The sequence below is a fragment of the Kitasatospora sp. NBC_01302 genome (assembly GCF_035976515.1).
Taxonomy (GTDB): Bacteria; Actinomycetota; Actinomycetes; order Streptomycetales; family Streptomycetaceae; genus Kitasatospora.
Map to the genome: position 1 here is coordinate 6,712,700 of NZ_CP108404.1, position 18,150 is coordinate 6,730,849.

The 18,150-nt window shown below is 74.0% G+C and carries 15 protein-coding genes; 10 read left to right on the forward strand and 5 right to left on the reverse strand.

Annotation, left to right across the window (positions count from 1 at the left end):
* Window positions 1-9: 9 nt before the first annotated feature.
* Window positions 10-627 carry an alpha/beta fold hydrolase gene (locus tag OG294_RS29495; RefSeq protein ID WP_442789368.1) on the reverse strand — a complete coding sequence of 206 codons (618 nt, stop codon included), beginning with the start codon at window positions 625-627 and terminating at the stop codon, window positions 10-12.
* 69 nt (window positions 628-696) lie between these two features.
* On the opposite strand from OG294_RS29495, the gene OG294_RS29500 reads away from it, so the two are divergent.
* From OG294_RS29500 to OG294_RS29510, 3 genes are all read left to right on the forward strand, one after another.
* Window positions 697-1,254: an SAV_6107 family HEPN domain-containing protein gene (locus OG294_RS29500; protein ID WP_442789369.1), complete on the forward strand. Its 558-nt coding sequence runs from the start codon at window positions 697-699 to the stop codon at window positions 1,252-1,254.
* Between the two features lie 28 nt (window positions 1,255-1,282).
* The gene (locus OG294_RS29505) at window positions 1,283-2,035 is read left to right on the forward strand and encodes a methyltransferase domain-containing protein (RefSeq protein WP_327069586.1); all 753 of its coding nucleotides are present in this window, start codon (window positions 1,283-1,285) and stop codon (window positions 2,033-2,035) included.
* A gap of 242 nt (window positions 2,036-2,277) precedes the next feature.
* Complete coding sequence (locus OG294_RS29510) at window positions 2,278-2,670, forward strand: DUF3040 domain-containing protein (RefSeq protein ID WP_327069587.1); 393 nt, start codon at window positions 2,278-2,280, stop codon at window positions 2,668-2,670.
* Between the two features lie 151 nt (window positions 2,671-2,821).
* On the opposite strand, the gene OG294_RS29515 is transcribed toward OG294_RS29510, so the two are convergent.
* The 4 genes from OG294_RS29515 to OG294_RS29530 form a co-directional block, all read right to left on the reverse strand.
* Window positions 2,822-5,242: a transglutaminase family protein gene (locus OG294_RS29515; RefSeq protein WP_327069588.1), complete on the reverse strand. Its 2,421-nt coding sequence runs from the start codon at window positions 5,240-5,242 to the stop codon at window positions 2,822-2,824.
* Window positions 5,239-6,531, reverse strand: coding sequence for a DUF58 domain-containing protein (locus OG294_RS29520; RefSeq protein ID WP_327069589.1), 1,293 nt, complete (start codon window positions 6,529-6,531; stop codon window positions 5,239-5,241). The genes OG294_RS29515 and OG294_RS29520 overlap by 4 nt, the downstream gene beginning before the upstream one ends.
* A 40-nt stretch (window positions 6,532-6,571) precedes the next feature.
* Window positions 6,572-7,561 carry an AAA family ATPase gene (locus OG294_RS29525; RefSeq protein WP_327071712.1) on the reverse strand — a complete coding sequence of 330 codons (990 nt, stop codon included), beginning with the start codon at window positions 7,559-7,561 and terminating at the stop codon, window positions 6,572-6,574.
* Between the two features lie 308 nt (window positions 7,562-7,869).
* Window positions 7,870-8,412 (reverse strand): beta-class carbonic anhydrase, encoded by a 543-nt coding sequence (locus OG294_RS29530; protein ID WP_327069590.1) that lies wholly within the window; start codon window positions 8,410-8,412, stop codon window positions 7,870-7,872.
* A 345-nt stretch (window positions 8,413-8,757) separates the two neighbouring features.
* On the opposite strand from OG294_RS29530, the gene rsmH reads away from it, so the two are divergent.
* Genes rsmH through murD form a run of 7 tightly spaced genes read left to right on the forward strand, consistent with a single transcriptional unit; the run spans window position 8,758 to window position 18,129 of the window.
* Complete coding sequence (gene rsmH, locus OG294_RS29535) at window positions 8,758-9,732, forward strand: 16S rRNA (cytosine(1402)-N(4))-methyltransferase RsmH (protein ID WP_327069591.1); 975 nt, start codon at window positions 8,758-8,760, stop codon at window positions 9,730-9,732.
* A 54-nt stretch (window positions 9,733-9,786) separates the two neighbouring features.
* The gene (locus OG294_RS29540) at window positions 9,787-10,428 is read left to right on the forward strand and encodes a cell division protein FtsL (protein WP_327069592.1); all 642 of its coding nucleotides are present in this window, start codon (window positions 9,787-9,789) and stop codon (window positions 10,426-10,428) included.
* A complete protein-coding gene (locus tag OG294_RS29545; protein ID WP_327069593.1) occupies window positions 10,425-12,539 on the forward strand; it encodes a peptidoglycan D,D-transpeptidase FtsI family protein in 2,115 nt (704 codons plus the stop codon). Before OG294_RS29540 ends, OG294_RS29545 begins: the two co-directional genes overlap by 4 nt.
* Before the next feature lie 4 nt (window positions 12,540-12,543).
* The gene (locus OG294_RS29550) at window positions 12,544-14,220 is read left to right on the forward strand and encodes a UDP-N-acetylmuramoyl-L-alanyl-D-glutamate--2,6-diaminopimelate ligase (protein WP_442789241.1); all 1,677 of its coding nucleotides are present in this window, start codon (window positions 12,544-12,546) and stop codon (window positions 14,218-14,220) included.
* The gene (locus tag OG294_RS29555; protein WP_327069595.1) at window positions 14,217-15,620 is read left to right on the forward strand and encodes a UDP-N-acetylmuramoyl-tripeptide--D-alanyl-D-alanine ligase; all 1,404 of its coding nucleotides are present in this window, start codon (window positions 14,217-14,219) and stop codon (window positions 15,618-15,620) included. The genes OG294_RS29550 and OG294_RS29555 overlap by 4 nt, the downstream gene beginning before the upstream one ends.
* Window positions 15,617-16,678, forward strand: a complete 1,062-nt coding sequence (gene mraY, locus OG294_RS29560; RefSeq protein ID WP_327069596.1) for a phospho-N-acetylmuramoyl-pentapeptide-transferase — start codon at window positions 15,617-15,619, stop codon at window positions 16,676-16,678. The genes OG294_RS29555 and mraY overlap by 4 nt, the downstream gene beginning before the upstream one ends.
* Entirely contained in the window at window positions 16,663-18,129 is a 1,467-nt protein-coding gene (gene murD / locus OG294_RS29565; protein ID WP_327069597.1) for a UDP-N-acetylmuramoyl-L-alanine--D-glutamate ligase, read from the forward strand. The genes mraY and murD overlap by 16 nt, the downstream gene beginning before the upstream one ends.
* Window positions 18,130-18,150: the final 21 nt, after the last annotated feature.

Consider the following 18,150-nt stretch of genomic DNA (forward strand, 5'->3'; position numbering starts at 1 on the left):
CGCGTGATCTTAATCCGCCGGTGCTGGTGCTGGTGCTGGTGCCGGTGCCTCGGTCACGGCACGGGCGAAGGCGTCGGGGTTGTCCAGCATCACGTTGTGCCCCGCGTCGGGGATCGCGAAGTGGCGCACCCCCGGGCCCGGCAGGTGCGCGGTGCCGTCCGCGGCGGGGTGGATGAAGGCGCGCGGGATCGGCAGCTCCAGCAGCAGCTTGCGCATGGTCGGGCTGGTGCCCCGGGCCAGCTGCACGGCGCTGCGGTCCAGCGCGGTGCGCCCGGCCAGCCGCATGGTGGACCACCAGTGCGGACCGACCGCCTCGCGCACCTCGCGCCAGCCGCCCGCCAGGAACTCCGCCTCCGAGTGGGCGGCGATCCCGCGGCTGCCGCCGTGCCCGGCCCGGGGCGGGACCGGATCCAGGTTGGCGTCCACCAGCACCGGCGCCGCGACCAGCTCGGGGTGCCGGTGCGCCAGCACGATCGCCACCGCTCCGCCCATGCTGTGCCCGATCAGCTCCGCGCCGCCGACCCCGGCCGCGCGCAGGGCGCCCGCGACGGCGTCGGCATGGGCCTCCAGCGTGTACGAGAAGTCGGTGGGCCGGTCGCTGAGGCCGAAGCCCAGCAGGTCGAGCAGGAGCGAGCGGCGCCCGGTCCACCGGCGCCGGTCGGGCGCCGGGCCGGATTGTCAGTGCCGGGCGCGAGCATGGCGGTGGACGGGTCGACCGGCCCGCACCGCCCGCTCTGGACCGGGGGAGAGACCATGACCGTCGCCGACCTCCATGGGGGCACGTCCCGGCCGCAGGCCGGGGGCCAGCTCCCGCTGCGCTCCGTCGACGTGCACCCGGTGCTGCTCAAGGCCGGTGCCCCGCCCGCCGCCCGCGACCTGCTCGCCCAGGCCCACCGCACCCTGCTCCGGGCCGCCGCCGCCCAGGACCCCCTGGAGCGCTACGCCACCGCGCACCTGGCCGCGCTGCGCACCACCGCCGCGGTGCTCGCGGTGCGGGGCCGCCCCGAGAAGAACCCGCGCCGGCGCAAGGCCATACGCAGTGCCTGGGAGGTGCTGCCCGAGGTGGCCCCCGAGCTCGCCGAGTGGGCGCTCTACTTCGCCGCCGGGGCCGCCAAGCGCTCGGCCGCGGAGGCCGGGGTGCCCGGCGCGGCCTCGGCCCGCGACGCCGACGACCTGATCCGCAACGCCGCCCTCTTCGTCCGCTTGGTCGAGCGAGTCCTGCAGCTGGGAGGCAATAGGATCGAGAGCGACTGAGCCGCCGGCCTCCTGAAGGAGACGACCCTTGTACCCGACGCGTCCTCGCAGCGCCCTGCGCACCGCCGTGGTCTGGGAGGTGGTCAGGGCGGCGCTGGAGCGCCGCGCCAGCGAGCTGGACCAGCCGGTGCTGGACGTGCTGGACACCGGTGGCGGGACGGGCAACTTCGCCGTGCCGGTGGCGCGCCTCGGCCACCGCGTCACGGTGGTGGACCCCAGCCCCGACGCGCTCTTCGCCCTCGAACGCCGGGCGGCCGAGGCCGGGGTGACCGACCTGGTCCGCGCGGTGCAGGGCGACACCCAGACGCTGCCCGAGGTGATCGCCCCCGCCTCGGTGGACGCGGTGCTCTGCCACGGTGTCCTCGAGGTGGTCGACGACCCCGCCGAGGCGCTCGGCCACCTGACCGCCACCCTGCACAAGGGCGGCCTGGTCAGCCTGCTGGCCGCCAACCGCAACGGCGCCGTGCTGGCCCGCGCGCTGGCCGGCCACTTCGACGAGGCCCGCACCGTGCTGGACGCCCCCGACGGCCGCTGGGGCGCCGGTGACCCGATGCCGCGCCGCTTCACCGCCGCGGAGCTGCACGAGCTGGCCGCCGACAGCGGCCTGCAGGTGGCCTCGGTGCACGGCGTGCGGGTCTTCGCCGACCTGGTGCCCGGCGTCCTGGTGGACACCGAGCCGGGTGCCATGGAGGCACTGCTCAAGCTGGAGGAGGCCGCTGCCCAGCAGCCCGCCTTCCACGCCGTCGCCACCCAGCTGCACCTGCTCGCCCACCTCGGCTGAGCCCGCCGGGGCCCCGGTTCACCTGGGCGGGCACTCGACGGCCACCACGCGCGTTTCCCTGGTGGTGGGGAGGGGCGGATGTGGCGGACACGACCGGCCGCCGCCCACCCCGTAACCCGTCGACGGACCGTATGATCTGGGTAAAGCCAGAACGCATGACGGCCTGACGCATGGGGCATATGGACCACAACAAGGCCAGGTGGCGGACCGGTCGCCCCGCGACCGACGAGTAGGAGGACTCCGTGCCGCTCTCGGAGCACGAGCAGCGACTGCTCGATCAGATGGAGCGAGCGCTGTACGCCGAAGATCCCAAGTTCGCGACGGCGCTTGAGGGAACCGGGCTGCGCACACACACCCGCCGGCGGGTGTACCTGGCCGCGGCGGGGTTTGTGGTCGGAGTGGCCCTCCTGATGGGAGGCATGATCATCCAGCCGCAGCTCATCTGGCTGAGCGTGATCGGCTTCCTGGTGATGCTCGGCTGCGCGCTGGTCGCGGTGGCGGGCTGGCGCAAGAACCCCGTGGTCGGGCCGGGCCCCGGTCTGCGGGCGGCCCCGCCGGTCCGGCGCAAGGCCGGCGTGATGGACCGGATGGAACAGCGCTGGCAGCGCCGCCGGGACGAGCACGACGGTCTCTAGGCAGGTCGGCCGGGGCAAGCCGGGCGGTACGAACCGGGCGCGCGAAGTCAACCGAACGCAGCAGGTGGGCGGGTGATCCGAGAGGATCACCCGCCCACCTGCTGTCGTGCCCCGCCGGTCCGGGGCCCCAGGCCCTGGACCGGCTCTGGCCCTAGTCCTGCCCGGAGCGCCGCAGCCGGCGCAACGGACGTCCGAGCACGCCGGTCAGGCGCCGCCCGGCGGCCTGCCCGCGCAGCCGCGCCGACAGCAGCCGGTCCGCCAGCCGCCAGACGAGCCGTACCGCCGAGGGCGGCAGCAGCAGCGCACGCAGCCGCTTCCCCCGCCCGGCCGAGTTCCGCAGGCGCTGGTGCACCGCGCGCACGTCGGACCCCAGCGAGGGCTGCGGGCCGGCCGCCCGGGCGTACAGCACCTGCTCGGTGGCCAGCGCCACCCGGCCCACCGCGGCCCGGCCCGGCTCGTCCAGCTCGGCCGCCTGGCTGATCCGCTCCCCGGTGTGCCGCGGGCTGTGCGCCTGGTCGGGCGGGATGCCCAGGTCCCAGGCGGTGTCGATCAGCTCCGCCCAGGCCGCCAGCACCTGCTCGTCGGTGAGCTGCCCGCCGGGGCCGCCGGGCCCGCGCCGGCCGCCGCCCAACCGGCGCCGGCGCAGCCTGGTCCGCCAGAGCATGGGCGACAGCAGCAGGAGCAGCACGGCCGCAACGGCGCCGATCAGCGCCAGCACCTGCCCGGACGGTCCGCTTGCGGCGGGCGCCGCCGCCGTCGGCAGCTGCTGCGGTTCCTGCTGGCCGCAACCGCCCTGCTTGCGGGTCGGCCCCGCACAGCTGGAGTCGGCCGAGGGCGCCGACTGCGCCGGGGCGTCGGCCCGGGCGGAGGGCTGCGCGGTGGGGACGCTCTGGCTCGGCGCGACCTGCGGCCCGCTGTAGTCCGGCGCCACCCCGCGGCTCGGGGTCGGCTCGAAGCGCATCCACCCGGCGCCGGAGAAGTAGAGCTCGGGCCAGGCGTGGTAGTCCTTGCTGCCCACCACGTAGTTCCCGTTGCCCTGGTCGGCGCCGGGCGCGAAGCCCACCGCCACCCGGGCCGGGATGCCCAGCGTGCGGGCCATCGCGGCCATGGTGGCCGCGAAGTGCACGCAGAAGCCCTTGCGGTCCTGCAGGAAGGTGGCGATCGCGTTCGGCCCGGTGCCCGGGTCCACCGAGGAGCTGTAGACGAAGCCGCCGCTGGTGGTGAACCAGTCCTGCAGCGCCACCGCCTTGTCGTAGTCCGAGCTCCTGCCGTTGGTGACCTGCTGGGCCAGTTGCTTGACCACCGGCGGCAGGTTGCTGGGCAGCTGGGTGTAGCGACTGGTGATCGAGCTGGGCGCCGGCGGTGCCGCGCGCAGCTGGTCGGCGGTCGGCATGACGGTCAGCGAGGTCACCGAGTAGTTCAGGCCGGTGGCCTTCTGGCCCCGGTCGCCGATCACCGCGCCGACCTCCGGCTCGTAGCGCCAGTTGCCCGGCGCGTCGACCCGGCTGATCGGGTAGGGCGCCGGCAGCCAGTCGGTGCTCAGGCTGCTGGACACCTGGATCTGGGTCTCCATCGGGGGGGCCGTGACGTCGCTGGAGAGCCCGTCGGGCCGCGGCACGGTGCTGGGGACCACCTCGGCCGGCTGGTTGCCCGGCTTCCACTCGACGCCGTTGAACTCGTCCAGCGCGGTGATCCGCAGGTAGGTGGTGGCCAGCGCCGGGTCGTCGCCGTGGTACTCGATCAGCTCCTGGTTGTCCGGGCGGCGCAGCCCGTCGGTCAGCGAGACCACCGGGTTGAGCGCGTTGATGCTGCCGTTGCCCGAGCCGGAGCCGTTGTCGCCGAAGCCGCCGTTGACCAGGCTGAGGTCCCAGTTGGGCGCCAGCACCGGCAGCACCAGCGCGCAGACCAGCGCTATCAGCCCGATCCGGTGGCCACCGGTGGGCAGCCCGTCGCGGCTCTCCGGGGAGCCGGAGCCGCGGAAGACCCGGCCCCAGCGGGAGAGCCGGTCGCGGCCCTCGGCGAAGAGCAGCATCAGGTAGCCGCCACCGGCCGCCAGGAACCAGAGCCAGGTGGCGCCGTCCTGGGAACCGGCCAGGCCGGTGCCCACCGAGTAGAGGGCCAGCAGCGGCAGGCCGGCCGGCGCCGCCTTGCGGTAGGTGACCGCCAGCGCGTCCACCGCGACCGCCACCAGGGCCACCGAGGCGACCAGCAGGAACCGCAGGCCCGTGCTGGCCGGGGCCGGGATGGCGTAGGCGCTGATGTCGTTGCCGGCGGAGGTGAGCAGGTCGTTGAAGGCCGCCACGGTGCCCGGACCGGGCAGCACCCCGGCGGTGAAGCTCGGGTGCACCGAGCCGAGCAGCAGCAGGTAGCAGACCACGACCAGCTGGGCCAGCACGATCAACGGGCGCGGCGCCGCCAGCCGGCGCAGCCCGGCGCCGATCAGGGCGACCGCCAGGATCAGCAGGACGGCGGGCTGCACCCAGCCGGCCGGGCGCAGCAGCGGGGTCAGGCCCAGCATCGCCAGCGCGGTGGCCAGCGCCGCGTACAAGGTCAGTCTTGCGCGCGTGGTCACGCGCCCACCCCCTTCGCGCCCCGGCCGCTGCCGGCCTGGGCCTGGTGCCGGTCCGCCAGTCGCCACAGCTCGGGCACCGAGTCCCCGGCCCGGACGGGCAGCACGGTCCAGCCGGCCTCGCGCAGCAGCCGCAGCTGCCGGTCGTACTCCTCGGACGCGCTGTCCGGGAAGAGCTGGCGCAGGCCGGCCCAGGTCGCGGTGTCCAGCACGAAGGCGATCGCCGCCCCCGCGCGGCGCCGCAGTCGGCCGAGCTCGGCCACCTGTCCGTCCTCCAGCGTGCCGAGGATCGCCACCACCAGCCCCTCGCCGCCCAGCCGCAGCACCTCCTCGGCGCGGGCCAGCCCGCTGCCCTGGGAGTGCTCCAGTACGGCCAGCGAGTCGAGCAGCAGCCCGACCGACTCGCTCACCGAGCCGCTGCCCCCGGCGCTGGTCCCGGGGACCTGGATGCCGCTGTCGGTCAGCAGCCGGGTCTGGTAGCCGCGTTCCATCAGGTGGTTGCCGACCGAGGCCGCGCAGCTGACCGCCCATTCGAAGGACGAGGCGGGGCCGCTGCCCCGGTGCCCGCTCTCGCGGGTGTCGAGCAGCACGGTGGCGCGGGCGCGCAGCGGCTGCTCCTCCCGGCGCACCATGAGCTCGCCGTACTTGGCGGTGGACTTCCAGTGCACCCGGCGCAGGTCGTCGCCGTGCCGGTACTCGCGCGGCACGGTGTCGTCGTCGCCGGCCAGCGCCACCGCGCGGGACACGCTGTCGCCGTAGCCGGCCCACTCGCCGGACAGCCGCACCGGCGGCAGCGCCTGCACCTGGGGAACCACGGTGAGGGTGTCCGAGGCGGTGAACGCCCGGGTCAGCTCGACCATCCCGAACGGGTCGCTCAGCCGCAGCTGGAGCGGGCCGAGCGGGTAGCGGCCGCGCAGGTCGGAGCGGACCCGGTAGGAGACCTCGCGGAAGCCGCGCGGCTCGACCCGGTCGAGCACGAAGCGCGGGCGCGGGCCGAGCACGTAGGGGACCCTGTCCTCCAGCATCAGCAGGCCGGTGGGGGTGCGCGAGATGTTGTCCACCCGCAGGTGCACCCGCGCCTCCTGGCCGGCGGTTGCCCGGTGCGGGGTGAGCCGGCGCCCGCTGGCCACCCGGTAGCGGGTGCGCAGCATCAGCAGCACGGCGGCCAGCGGCAGCGCGGCCAGCAGCATGCCGACCCGCAGCAGCGCGTTCTGGCCCAGCAGGTAGGAGCAGACCACCGCGGTCACACCGGCGGCGAGGAAGGAGCGGCCGCGGGTGGTCAGGCCGCGCATCCCGGCACGGAAGCCGGACGGTTCACCGGCTGGCGCCACCTCAGGACCGCCGACCCAGGCCGCCGGCGCCCGGACCCTGCGGGTGCGGGATCGGCACCCGGGTGACCAGCTCGGCGACGATCTGCTCGGCGCTGCGCCGGCTCAGCTGCGCCTCGGCGGTGGGCAGCAGGCGGTGCGCCAGGATCGGCACGGCCAGCGCCTGCAGGTCGTCGGGGAGCACGTACTCGCGTCCGGCCAGCGCCGCCGCCGCGCGGGCGGCCCGGATCAGGTGCAGGGTGGCCCGCGGGGAGGCGCCCAGGCGCAGCTCGGGCGACTGGCGGGTGGCGGTGACCAGGTCGACCGCGTAGCGGCGGATGCTCTCGGCCACGTGCACGGTGCGCACCACGTCGATCAGCTTGAGGATGTCGTCCGCGTGCGCGACCGGCTGCAGGTCCTCCAGCGGGGAGCTGGCGCCGTGCGAGTCCAGCATCGCCAGCTCGGCCTCGGGGCTCGGGTAGCCGATCGAGATCCGGGCCATGAAGCGGTCCCGCTGGGCCTCGGGCAGCGGGTAGGTGCCCTCCATCTCCACCGGGTTCTGGGTGGCCACCACCATGAACGGCAGCGGCAGCTCGTAGGTGGTGCCGTCGATGGTGACCTGCCGCTCGGCCATCGACTCCAGCAGCGCCGACTGGGTCTTGGGCGAGGCCCGGTTGATCTCGTCGCCGACCACGATCTGCGCGAAGATCGCGCCGGGCCGGAACTCGAAGTCCATCCGCTGCTGGTCGAAGACGTTGGTGCCGGTGACGTCCGAGGGCAGCAGGTCGGGGGTGAACTGGATGCGGCGCACCGTGCAGTCCACCGACCGGGCCAGCGCCTTGGCCAGCATGGTCTTGCCGACGCCCGGCACGTCCTCCAGCAGCAGGTGCCCCTCGGCCAGCATCACGGTCAGTGCCAGGCGCACCGCCTCCGGCTTGCCCTCGATCACGCTCTCGACCGAGGACCGGACCCGCTCGATGACCGCGCTCAACTCGGGCAGGCCCACCGGTCCCATCGGGACCGCCGCCGCAGACCGCGGGATGTCCCCGTGCCTGTCGAGACCGGCCTGCTCGTTGTAGGTCGTCACCCGTTCGCTCCTCGCCCCTGCTCACACCGGTCCGTTGAACCGGAACCGGCCCCACCCGGTCAGACGCGGCCAGGGCCCGGTTCGGATCAGGGTCCGATCGAAGCTCGGGGTTGGGCTCGCGGGCGGACCGTCTCCGGTGGTCGAGATGCCGGTCCGCAGCCGCATTCTTCCCTGAGCGGCGGCCAGAAGTCACCCGATGGGGCGACGGGGCGGACGCGGGCGGGTCGGAGCCGGGGTCAGTGCACCTCGCGCAGCAGGCCGGTGTGCACGTCGAAGACGAAGCCGCGCACATCGTCCGTGTACGGCAGGAACGGTGAGGTGCGCACCCGCTGCATGGACTGGCGCACGTCGCCGTCCAGGTCGACGAAGGACTCCACCGCCCACTGGGGGCGCTGTCCCACCTCCAGCTCCAGCTCGTGGCGGAAGTCCTCGGTCAGGCCGAGCAGGCCGCAGCCGGTGTGGTGGATCAGCGCGACCGACCGGGTGCCGAGCGCACGCTGGCTGATGGTCAGCGAGCGGATGGTGTCGTCGGTCACCACGCCGCCGGCGTTGCGGATCACATGGGCGTCGCCGAGTTCGAGACCGAGCGCGGCGAACAGGTCGAGACGCGCGTCCATGCAGGCCACCACGGTGACCTTCTGCACCGGGCGGGCGTCCATGCCGCCGTCCTCGAAGCCTTCGGCGTAGGCGCGGTTGGCGGTGACGAAGCGATCGATGATCGTCTCGACGGCCGAGGCAGTGGGGCCGGCGGGCGAGATACCGTCTGGGGTCACTGTCATAGGTGTGACGTTAGTAGGAATTGAGTGGGCGTGGTGGGCCCGGTGTCCGATCCGTCGGCCGGTGTGATGGAGCGCATAGGGGTGCGCGTGGCGCAAGTCGACGCCAGGGGCGCGGACGGTAGTCTGACGGTCCGTACGCGGCCCGCGGCCTCCTCCCGCTCCGTGCCACCTGACGCACCTTCCCCGGCGCCGGGCGGTAGCGCCTTCCCCCCAGCGAGCGGGCGGGGACCCCGGGCGGCGTCCGGGAGCGCCGGTGTTGTGGGCGAGAATGGGGCGGATCACGGCTCCCGGCGCCCGCAGGCGGCTGACGGGCGGCACCCGCACCGAGGAAAGGCGCCCCCGCGCATGGCCACTGGCACACCGGAACCCAAGCACGTCCCGGTCATGCTGCAACGCTGCATGGACGCGCTGGCCCCGGCGATCAGCGCCCCCGGTGCCGTGGTGGTGGACGCCACCCTGGGTCTGGGCGGGCACAGCGAGGCGCTGCTGCGTCAGTTCCCCGAGGTCCGCCTGGTCGCGGTGGACCGCGACCCGGTGGCGCTGCGACTGTCCGGCGAGCGGCTGGCGCCGTTCGGCGAGCGGGCCACCCTGGTGCACGCCGTCTACGACGAGATCCCCGAGGTGCTGGCCGACCTCGGCATCGGCGAGGTCCAGGGCCAGCTCTTCGACCTCGGCGTCTCCTCGATGCAGCTGGACGAGGCCGAGCGCGGCTTCGCCTACGCCCAGGACGCCCCGCTGGACATGCGGATGGACCAGAGCCGCGGGCTGAGCGCGGCCGAGGTGCTCAACACCTACACCCACGGCCAGCTGGCCCGGATCCTCAAGGTCTACGGCGAGGAGCGGTTCGCCGGCAAGATCGCCTCGGTGATCGTGCGGGAGCGCGAGAAGGAACCGTTCAGCAACAGCGCGCGTCTGGTGGAGTTGGTACGCAACGCGATCCCGGCGGCGACCCGGCGCACCGGCGGCAACCCGGCCAAGCGGACCTTCCAGGCGCTGCGGATCGAGGTCAACGGCGAGCTGGAGGTGCTCGACCGGGCCATCCCGAACGCGCTCGGGGTGCTGGCGCTCGGCGGGCGGATCGCCGTGATGTCCTATCAGTCCCTGGAGGACCGGCTGGTCAAGCAGTACTTCGCGGCCGGCGCCACCAGCACCGCACCACCCGGGCTGCCGTTCATCCCCGAGGAGCACCAGCCCTGGCTCAAGCTGATCACCCGCGGTGCCGAACTGGCCACCGAGGCGGAGATCGAGGAGAACCGGCGCGCCGCGCCCGTGCGGCTGCGGGTGGCGGAGAGGATCCGGAGTACGAAGACCCGGGGCTAGGTCCTGACCGGACCCAAGGCCGTACGGGGGGCGAGGACGGGCGAGGGTGTGAAGGTGAACCGGGAGAACAGGGTGCAGGCGGCCGGCAGCGACCAGCGGGGCAGGCTGCTGCCCGGGCAGCCGGGACGCGCCAGGATCACCGTGCGCCCCGGGCGCCTGCCGCGCGGCGGGCGCGGGCGGATGCCGTTCGCGGTGCTGATGGTGCTGCTGCTGGCCTCCGGGCTGCTCGGACTGCTGATGCTGAACACGGCGCTCAACGAGGGCTCGTTCGAGCTGACCAAGCTGCAGAAGCAGACCAACACCCTGACCGACCAGCAGCAGAGCCTGCAGCAGCAGATCGACCACGCCGCGGCCCCCGACGCGCTGGAGCGCAGTGCCCGCCAGCTCGGCATGGTGCCCGGTGGGGACCCGGCCTTCCTGCAGGACGACGGCAAGGTGCTCGGCAGCCCCGGGCCCGCCAAGGACAGCCCGCCGGTCAAGCGCTCCGGCGCCGACCTGTGGCCGGCCGCCGGGCCCTCGGCGCCCGCGCCGGCCGCCGCCCCGGCCCCCGCCGGTTCGGCCGCGGCGGGCGGGGCAGCCGATCCGGCGGCCACTGCCGAGGGATCGCTGCGGGTCGACCCGGTCGGCCCGCAGCCGAGCCAGAGCCCCGGCGCCAGCGCAACTCCCAGTCCGAGCCCGAGCGGAAGCCCCCGATGAGCACCCCACGCCGCCCCAGCAACCCAGGCGAGCGCCGTGAGCGGCCCGCCGCCCCCCAGCAGCGCCGCACGGGCGAACGGCCGCGCCGGCCGGGCGAGCAGCCGCCGAAGGCCGCCGCCAAGCCGTCGGGCGCGGCCCGGACCGCCGCCCGCCCGCCCGCCCGGCGACCGGCGCCCGCCAAGCGCCCGGCCCCCGCCCGTCGGCCCGCCGCCCGCCCGCAGGTGCGCCGGCTCACGCTGGCCGACCCCCGGCGCCGGCTGCGGGTGGTCACCATCGCGCTGGCCGTGGTCTTCTCGATCTTCGCCGGGCGCCTGGTGCAGATCCAGCTGGTCGACTCCAGCGCGCTGGCCGCCGACGCCAGCACCTACCGCTACGTCGAGGTCACGCTCCCCGCGACCCGCGGCTCGATAACGACCGCAGACGGCGTGGCGCTGGCCACCACGGTGGACGCCTACGACATCACCGCGGACCCGACCATGTTCACCCCCGAGGCACTGCACATCCCCGACGGCCCCGAGCAGGCCGCGGACCTGCTGGCGCCGATCCTGAACATGCCCCGGGACAAGGTGATCGCCAAGCTGCGCACGCCCAGGACCAAGGGCATCACGGTGGCCCCGCAGCAGAGCCCGCAGACCCGCAACCAGATCATGGACCTGCAGACCGCGCTCACCAAGAAGGTCGACACCAAGACCTGCCGGGCCCAGAAGCAGCAGGCCGGCAAGCCGGCCGGCCAGGGCGGCCGCACCAGCATCGACGACGCCTGCGCCAACCCGTTGGAGGGGATCTTCTCCAAGGAGACCTCCAGCCGGGTCTACCCGGCCAACGGGCTGGCCTCCAACCTGGTCGGCTTCGTCAACAGCGAGGGCACCGGGGCCGGCGGCCTGGAGCTGCAGTACCAGAACCTGCTGGCCGGCAAGGCCGGGCACCGCACCTCGGCGGTCTCCGGCGGCCAGCCGATCCCCACCGGCAGCGGCACCACCCAGCAGGACGCGGTGCCGGGCAGCGACGTGCGCCTGACCATCGACCAGGACATCCAGTGGGCCGCCCAGCGGGCGATCACCGACCAGGTGAGCGCGGCCGGCGCTTCGAGCGGCTACGTGATCGTCCAGGACGTGAAGAGCGGTCAGGTCCTGGCCATGGCCACCTCGCCCGGCTTCAACCCCAACGACCTGAGCACCGCCAGCGCCGACCAGCTCGGCAACCCGGCCCTGCAGGACGCCTACGAGCCGGGCAGCACCGCGAAGCTGATGACCATGTCCGCCGTGCTGGACACCGGCAGCGCCGACTGGGACAGCCACGTGACCGTCCCCGGCACCCTGCAGCGCGCCGACCGGGTCTTCCACGACGACGTCGACCACGACACCTGGTACCTGACCCTGGCCGGGGTGCTCGCCAAGTCCTCCAACATCGGCACCATCGAGGCCGCCGAGCACCTGGGCAAGGACCAGCAGCAGTCGAACCAGATCCTCGGCTCCTACCTGCAGAAGTTCGGCATCGGGCAGCCCAGCGGCCTCGGCTTCCCCGGCGAGACCCGCGGCATCCTGGCCAACCCGGCCGACTGGAAGGGTTCGCAGCAGTACACCATCCCGTTCGGCCAGGGCCTGTCCGTCAACGCGCTGCAGGCCACCTCGGTCTTCTCCACCATCGCCAACGGCGGCGTCCGGGTGGCGCCCAGCCTGGTGGCCGGGGTGACCGGCCCGGACGGCCGCTACACCCCCGCCGCCGCGCCCGCGCAGACCCGGGTGGTCAAGCCGGAGACGGCCAAGACCGTGAGCGAGATGCTGGAGTCGGTGGTCACCGACGAGCAGGGCACCGGCAATGCCGCCCAGATCCCGGGCTACCGGGTGGCCGGCAAGACCGGCACCGCCAACCGGGTGGACCCCAAGACCGGCAAGTACAACGGCTACACCGCCTCCTTCATCGGCTTCGCGCCCGCCGACGCGCCCCGGGTCACGGTCTCCTGCGTGATCCAGAACCCGGTCAACGGCCACTTCGGTGGCCAGCTCTGCGGTCCGGTCTTCAAGCAGGTGATGGAGTTCACCCTCAAGACCCTCCAGGTGCCGCCGAGCGGCAGCGCGGCACCCAACCTGCCCGTCGACTGGAAGCCCTGAGAACATGGCCACACCTGTGAACCACCTCACATCCACCGGTCCCGCCCAAGGGGCTGACCGAGGCTCACTTGGCTTCCGGAGCCCTGGGGCCGATAGCCTGCCCGCCGTGCCGAAATCAGACCAAACCCGTGTGAGCCCACCCCGCCCGAGTGCGGCGGTGCCCGTCCCGCTCGCCGAGATCGCCGAACTGCTGGGCGTCGCGGCGGTCGAGGGCGAGCCGGCCACCGGCATCACCCACGACTCGCGCGCGGTGCGACCGGGCGACCTCTACGTGGCCTTCGCCGGGGCCAACCACCACGGTGCAGCCTTCGCTGCCCAGGCCGCGCAGGCCGGAGCCGTCGCGGTCCTCACCGACCCGGCGGGCGCCGAGCAGGCGGCGAGCGCCCTGACGGGCGGGCTGTCCGTGCCGGTCCTGGTGGTGGCCAGCCCGCGCGCGTTCATGGGCACGCTGGCCGCCCGGATCTACGGCGACCCCTCGCAGGCGCTGCTGACCATCGGTATCACCGGCACCAACGGCAAGACCACCACCTCGTACCTGATCGAGGGCGGCCTCAAGGGCGCCGCCCGCACCCCCGGGGTGATCGGCACGGTGGAGATGCGGGTCGGAGCCGAGCGGATCAAGAGCGAGCGCACCACCCCCGAGGCCACCGACCTGCACGCGATCCTCGCCGTGATGCGCGAGCGCGGGGCCGACGCGGTGGTGATGGAGGTCTCCAGCCACGCGCTGGTCTTCGGCCGGGCCGACGGCGTCAGCTACGACGTGGCCGTCTTCAACAACCTGACCCCCGAGCACCTCGACTTCCACCCGGACATGGAGGACTACTACCGGGCCAAGGCACGGCTCTTCGAGGCCGGCCGCAGCCGGGCCGGGGTGGTCAACCTGGACGACGCCTACGGCCGCCGGCTGGCCGCCGAGGCCGCCATCCCGGTCAGCACCTTCTCCGCCACCGGTGCCGCCGAGGCCGACTGGCGCGCGGTGGACGTGCAGCTGGGCCCGACCGGCTCGACCTTCCGGGTGCTGGGCCCCGGCGGCCAGGCGGCCGACGCCGCGGTGCCGCTGCCCGGGCCCTTCAACGTCGCCAACGCGCTGGCCGCGATCGCCGCGCTGGCCACCGCCGGGCTGCCGCTGGCCGACGCGGTGGCCGGGGTGGCCGCCGTGCCGGGCGTGCCGGGCCGCCTGGAGCGGGTGGACGCCGGGCAGGACTTCGTCGCCGTGGTCGACTACGCGCACAAGCCGGACGCGCTCAACGCGGTGCTGGCCTCGCTGCGCGAGGTCACCAAGGGCCGGCTGCACGTGGTGGTGGGCTGCGGCGGCGACCGCGACCCCTTCAAGCGCGCCCCGATGGGCAGCAGCGCCGCCCGGCTGGCCGACACCGCCGTGCTGACCAGTGACAACCCGCGCTCCGAGGACGCGCTGGCGATCCTGGCCAGCATGCTGGGCGGCGCGCTGGAGGTCCCCGAGGCCGAGCGCGGCGAGGTCCTCGTGGTGCCGGACCGGGCGGCGGCGATCGCCGCCGCGGTGGCCCGCGCGCACGCCGGGGACACCGTCCTGGTGGCCGGCAAGGGCCATGAGCTCGGCCAGTACGTCAAGGGCGAGGTCCGCCCGTTCGACGACCGGGAGGTGCTGCGCGAGGCCATTGTCCGCAGCCACCCCCAGTCCCGAGGAGTGGAGCAGCCGTGATCGCACTGACCCTGGCCGAGGTGGCCGCCGTGACCGGCGGCGAACTGGTCGACGGGGCCGACCCGCAGGCGCTGGTGACCGGCCCGCTGGCGGTCGACTCCCGCAAGGCGGCGCCCGGCGGCCTCTTCGCCGCCTTCCGCGGCGAGCGGGTGGACGGACACGACTACGCCGACCGGGCCGTCGCGGCCGGCGCGGTGGCGGTGCTCGCCGAGCGTGCGCTGGGCGTGCCCGCGGTGGTCGTCGCCGATGTGCAGGTGGCCATGGGCCGGCTCGCCCAGGCGGTGACCGACCGGGCCGGCGCCACGGTGGTGGCACTGACCGGCTCGGCCGGCAAGACCAGCACCAAGGACCTGATCGCCCAACTGCTGACCAGGATCGGCCCGACCGTCTTCACCGAGGGCTCGCTCAACAACGAGCTCGGCTTCCCGATGACCGCGACCCGGGTCGAGACCGACACCCGGCACCTGGTGCTGGAGATGGGGGCCCGGCACAAGGGCGACATCGCCTACCTGTGCTCGCTGGCCCGCCCCTCGATCGGCCTGGTCCTCAACGTCGGCAGCGCCCACCTGGGGGAGTTCGGCTCCAAGGAGGGCATCGCCGAGGCCAAGGGCGAGCTGGTCGAGGCGCTGGCCGAGGACGGCGTCGCGGTGCTGAACGCGGACGACCCGCTGGTGCGCGCGATGGCCTCGCGCACCCGGGCCAGGGTGGTCACCTTCGGCGAGACCCCGGGCGCCGACGTCCGGGCACAGAACGTTCGCCTGGACGCCACCGGTCGGCCATCGTTCACGCTGAGCACCCTGGCCGGTTCCGCACCCGTACAACTGCGCCTGTACGGTGAGCACCACGTCTCGAACGCCCTCGCCGCCGCCGCGGTGGCGATGGAGCTCGGACTGTCCGTCGACGACACCGCCGCCGCCCTGGGCGAGGCGGGTGCGCTGTCCCGCTGGCGCATGGAGGTCGTCGACCGGGCCGATGGGGTCACCGTCGTGAACGACGCGTACAACGCGAACCCGGAGTCGATGCGGGCCGCGCTGCGCACGCTCGCCACGATGGGGGGCCGCGGCCCGGAGCGCCGCCGCACCTGGGCGGTGCTCGGAGAGATGCGGGAGCTCGGCGAGGAGAGCCTCGACGAGCACGACGCCATCGGGCGGCTCGCGGTCCGACTCGACGTCACCAAGCTGGTGGCGGTGGGCGGACGGGAGGCGGCCTGCATGGAACTGGGCGCGAGGAACGAAGGTTCGTGGGGTGAGGAGTCGGTGCTGGTGTCCGACGCGGACGCGGCGGTCGAGCTGCTGCGCGGTCAGCTGCGGCCAGGGGACGTGGTGCTGGTGAAGGCCAGCCGGTCGGTCGGCCTGGAGCGGGTCGCCCAGGCGCTGTTGGCGGACGGTGCCGCTCAGTGAAGCAGATTCTCTACTCCGGACTGATCGGCCTGGTGCTGTCGCTGTTCGGCACCCCGGCACTGATCCGGCTGCTGGCCCGGCACGGTTACGGCCAGATGATCCGCGACGACGGCCCCAAGGCCCACCACAGCAAGCGCGGTACGCCGACCATGGGCGGCATCGCGTTCATCCTGGCCACCCTGATCGCCTACGCGCTGACCAAGGTGATCACCGGTGACCAGCCGCGGGCCTCGGGCCTGCTGGTGCTGTTCCTGATGTCGGGTCTGGGCCTGGTCGGGTTCCTGGACGACTACATCAAGGTGGTCAAGCAGCGCTCGCTGGGCCTGCGGGCCAAGGCGAAGCTGCTCGGGCAGTCCTTCGTGGGTCTGGCCTTCGCGATCCTGTCGCTGCAGTTCCACGACCCGCGCGGGCTGACCCCGGCCTCCACCAGCCTCTCCTTCATCCAGGACTTCAGCTGGTCGATCGGCCCCGTGCTGTTCGTCATGTGGGCGTACTTCATGATCGCCGGCATGTCGAACGGCGTGAACCTGACGGACGGTCTGGACGGCCTGGCCACCGGCGCCTCCGTGATGGTCTTCGGTGCCTACGTCTTCATCGGCGTCTGGCAGTACGGCCAGTCCTGCGACCGGTTCGTGACCGCGACCGCCAACTGCTTCGAGGTCCGCGACCCGCTGGACCTGGCGGTGGTGGCCTCGGCGCTGATGGGCTCCTGCTTCGGCTTCCTGTGGTGGAACACCTCACCGGCCAAGATCTTCATGGGCGACACCGGCTCGCTGGCCCTCGGTGGCGCACTGGCCGGTCTGGCGATCTGCTCGCGCACCGAGCTGCTGCTGCCGCTGCTCGGCGGCCTCTTCGTGATCATCACCCTGTCGGTGATCATCCAGGTCGGCTCGTTCCGGCTGACCGGCAAGCGCGTCTTCAAAATGGCACCACTACAGCACCACTTCGAGCTCAAGGGCTGGAGCGAAGTGCTGATCGTGGTCCGGTTCTGGATCATCCAGGGCCTCTGTGTGGCGGTGGGCCTCGGCATCTTCTACGCGGGATGGGTGAGCAGTTGAGCACGACCCCGAACTGGCCGGGGCTGCCGGTCGTGGTGGCGGGCCTGGGCGTCTCCGGCATCAGCGCGGCCCGGGTGCTGCGCGACCTGGGCGCCGAGGTCACCGTGGTGGACGGCGGCGACAGCCCCGCGCTGCGCGCCCGCGCCGCCGAACTGGACGGGATCGGGGTGCGGTTCGGCGACGGCGACACGCTGCCCGAGGGCACCGAACTGATCGTCACCTCGCCCGGCTGGCCGCCGAGCAGCCCGCTGTTCGCGGCCGCCGAGGCGGCCGGCGTGCCGGTCTGGGGCGATGTCGAGCTGGCCTGGCGGCTGCGCAGGCCGCTGCCCGCCACCGGCGAGCCGGCCCCCTGGCTGGCCGTCACCGGCACCAACGGCAAGACCACCACGGTCCAGATGCTGGCCTCGATCCTGACCGCGGCCGGCCGGCGCACCGCCGCCGTCGGCAACGTCGGGGTCTCGGTGCTGGACGCCGTCCTCGCGGGCTTCGACGCCGCCGCCGGGAGCGAGCAGCAGCCGTACGACGTGCTCGCCGTCGAGCTGTCCAGCTACCAGCTGCACTGGGCGCCCTCGCTGCGCCCGCACTCGGCGGCCGTGCTCAACCTGGCCCCCGACCACCTGGACTGGCACGGCTCGATGGCGGCCTACGGCGCCGACAAGGGCCGGATCTACCAGGGCAACCAGGTCGCCTGCGTGTACAACCTGGCCGACCCCGCCACCGAGGAACTGGTCCGCGAGGCCGACGTCGAGGAGGGCTGCCGGGCCATCGGCTTCGGCCTCGGCGCCCCCGGGCTCTCCCAGTTCGGCGTGGTGGACGGCCTGCTGGTGGACCGGGCCTTCGTCCCGGACCGGGCCAAGAACGCGGCCGAGATCGGCTCGGTCGACGACGTCGAGCCGCCGGCCCCGCACAACATCGCCAACGCCCTGGCCGCCGCCGCGCTGGCCCGCGCCTACGGCGTGGAGGCCAAGGCGGTGCGCGAGGGGCTGCGGGCCTTCCGGCCGGACGCGCACCGGATCGCCTTCGTCGCCGAGGTCGGCGGGGTGCGCTGGATCGACGACTCCAAGGCCACCAACACCCATGCCGCCGCCGCCTCGCTGGCGGCCTATGAGCCGATCGTGTGGATCGCCGGCGGCCTGGCCAAGGGCGCGACCTTCGACGAGCTGGTCAAGGGCGCGGCCACCCGGCTGCGCGCCGCGGTGCTGATCGGCGAGGACCGCGCGCTGATCCGCGCGGCGCTGGCGCGACACGCCCCGGATGTACCAGTGATCGAGGCGGCCGAAGGCCAGACTGGCGCGGTGGCGATGGCGGAGGTGGTCCGCACCGCCCAGGGCCTCGCCCGATCGGGCGATACCGTGCTCCTCGCCCCGGCCTGCGCCTCGATGGACATGTTCACCCACTACGGCGAGCGGGGCGACCTGTTCGCCGAGGCGGTGCGGGGGCTGACGGACTGACGACGGGAACCGGGAGAGGGG

What these genes read in the sequence shown, in the direction of transcription:
- OG294_RS29500 (WP_442789369.1), top strand. Translation starts at nt 697, where the DNA reads ATGGCGGTGGACGGGTCGACCGGCCCGCACCGCCCGCTCTGGACCGGG.
- OG294_RS29520 (WP_327069589.1), bottom strand. Translation starts at nt 6,531, where the DNA reads ATGCGCGGCCTGACCACCCGCGGCCGCTCCTTCCTCGCCGCCGGTGTG.
- OG294_RS29525 (WP_327071712.1), bottom strand. Translation starts at nt 7,561, where the DNA reads ATGGGACCGGTGGGCCTGCCCGAGTTGAGCGCGGTCATCGAGCGGGTC.
- OG294_RS29530 (WP_327069590.1), bottom strand. Translation starts at nt 8,412, where the DNA reads ATGACAGTGACCCCAGACGGTATCTCGCCCGCCGGCCCCACTGCCTCG.
- rsmH (WP_327069591.1), top strand. Translation starts at nt 8,758, where the DNA reads ATGGCCACTGGCACACCGGAACCCAAGCACGTCCCGGTCATGCTGCAA.
- OG294_RS29545 (WP_327069593.1), top strand. Translation starts at nt 10,425, where the DNA reads ATGAGCACCCCACGCCGCCCCAGCAACCCAGGCGAGCGCCGTGAGCGG.
- OG294_RS29550 (WP_442789241.1), top strand. Translation starts at nt 12,544, where the DNA reads ATGGCCACACCTGTGAACCACCTCACATCCACCGGTCCCGCCCAAGGG.
- murD (WP_327069597.1), top strand. Translation starts at nt 16,663, where the DNA reads ATGGGTGAGCAGTTGAGCACGACCCCGAACTGGCCGGGGCTGCCGGTC.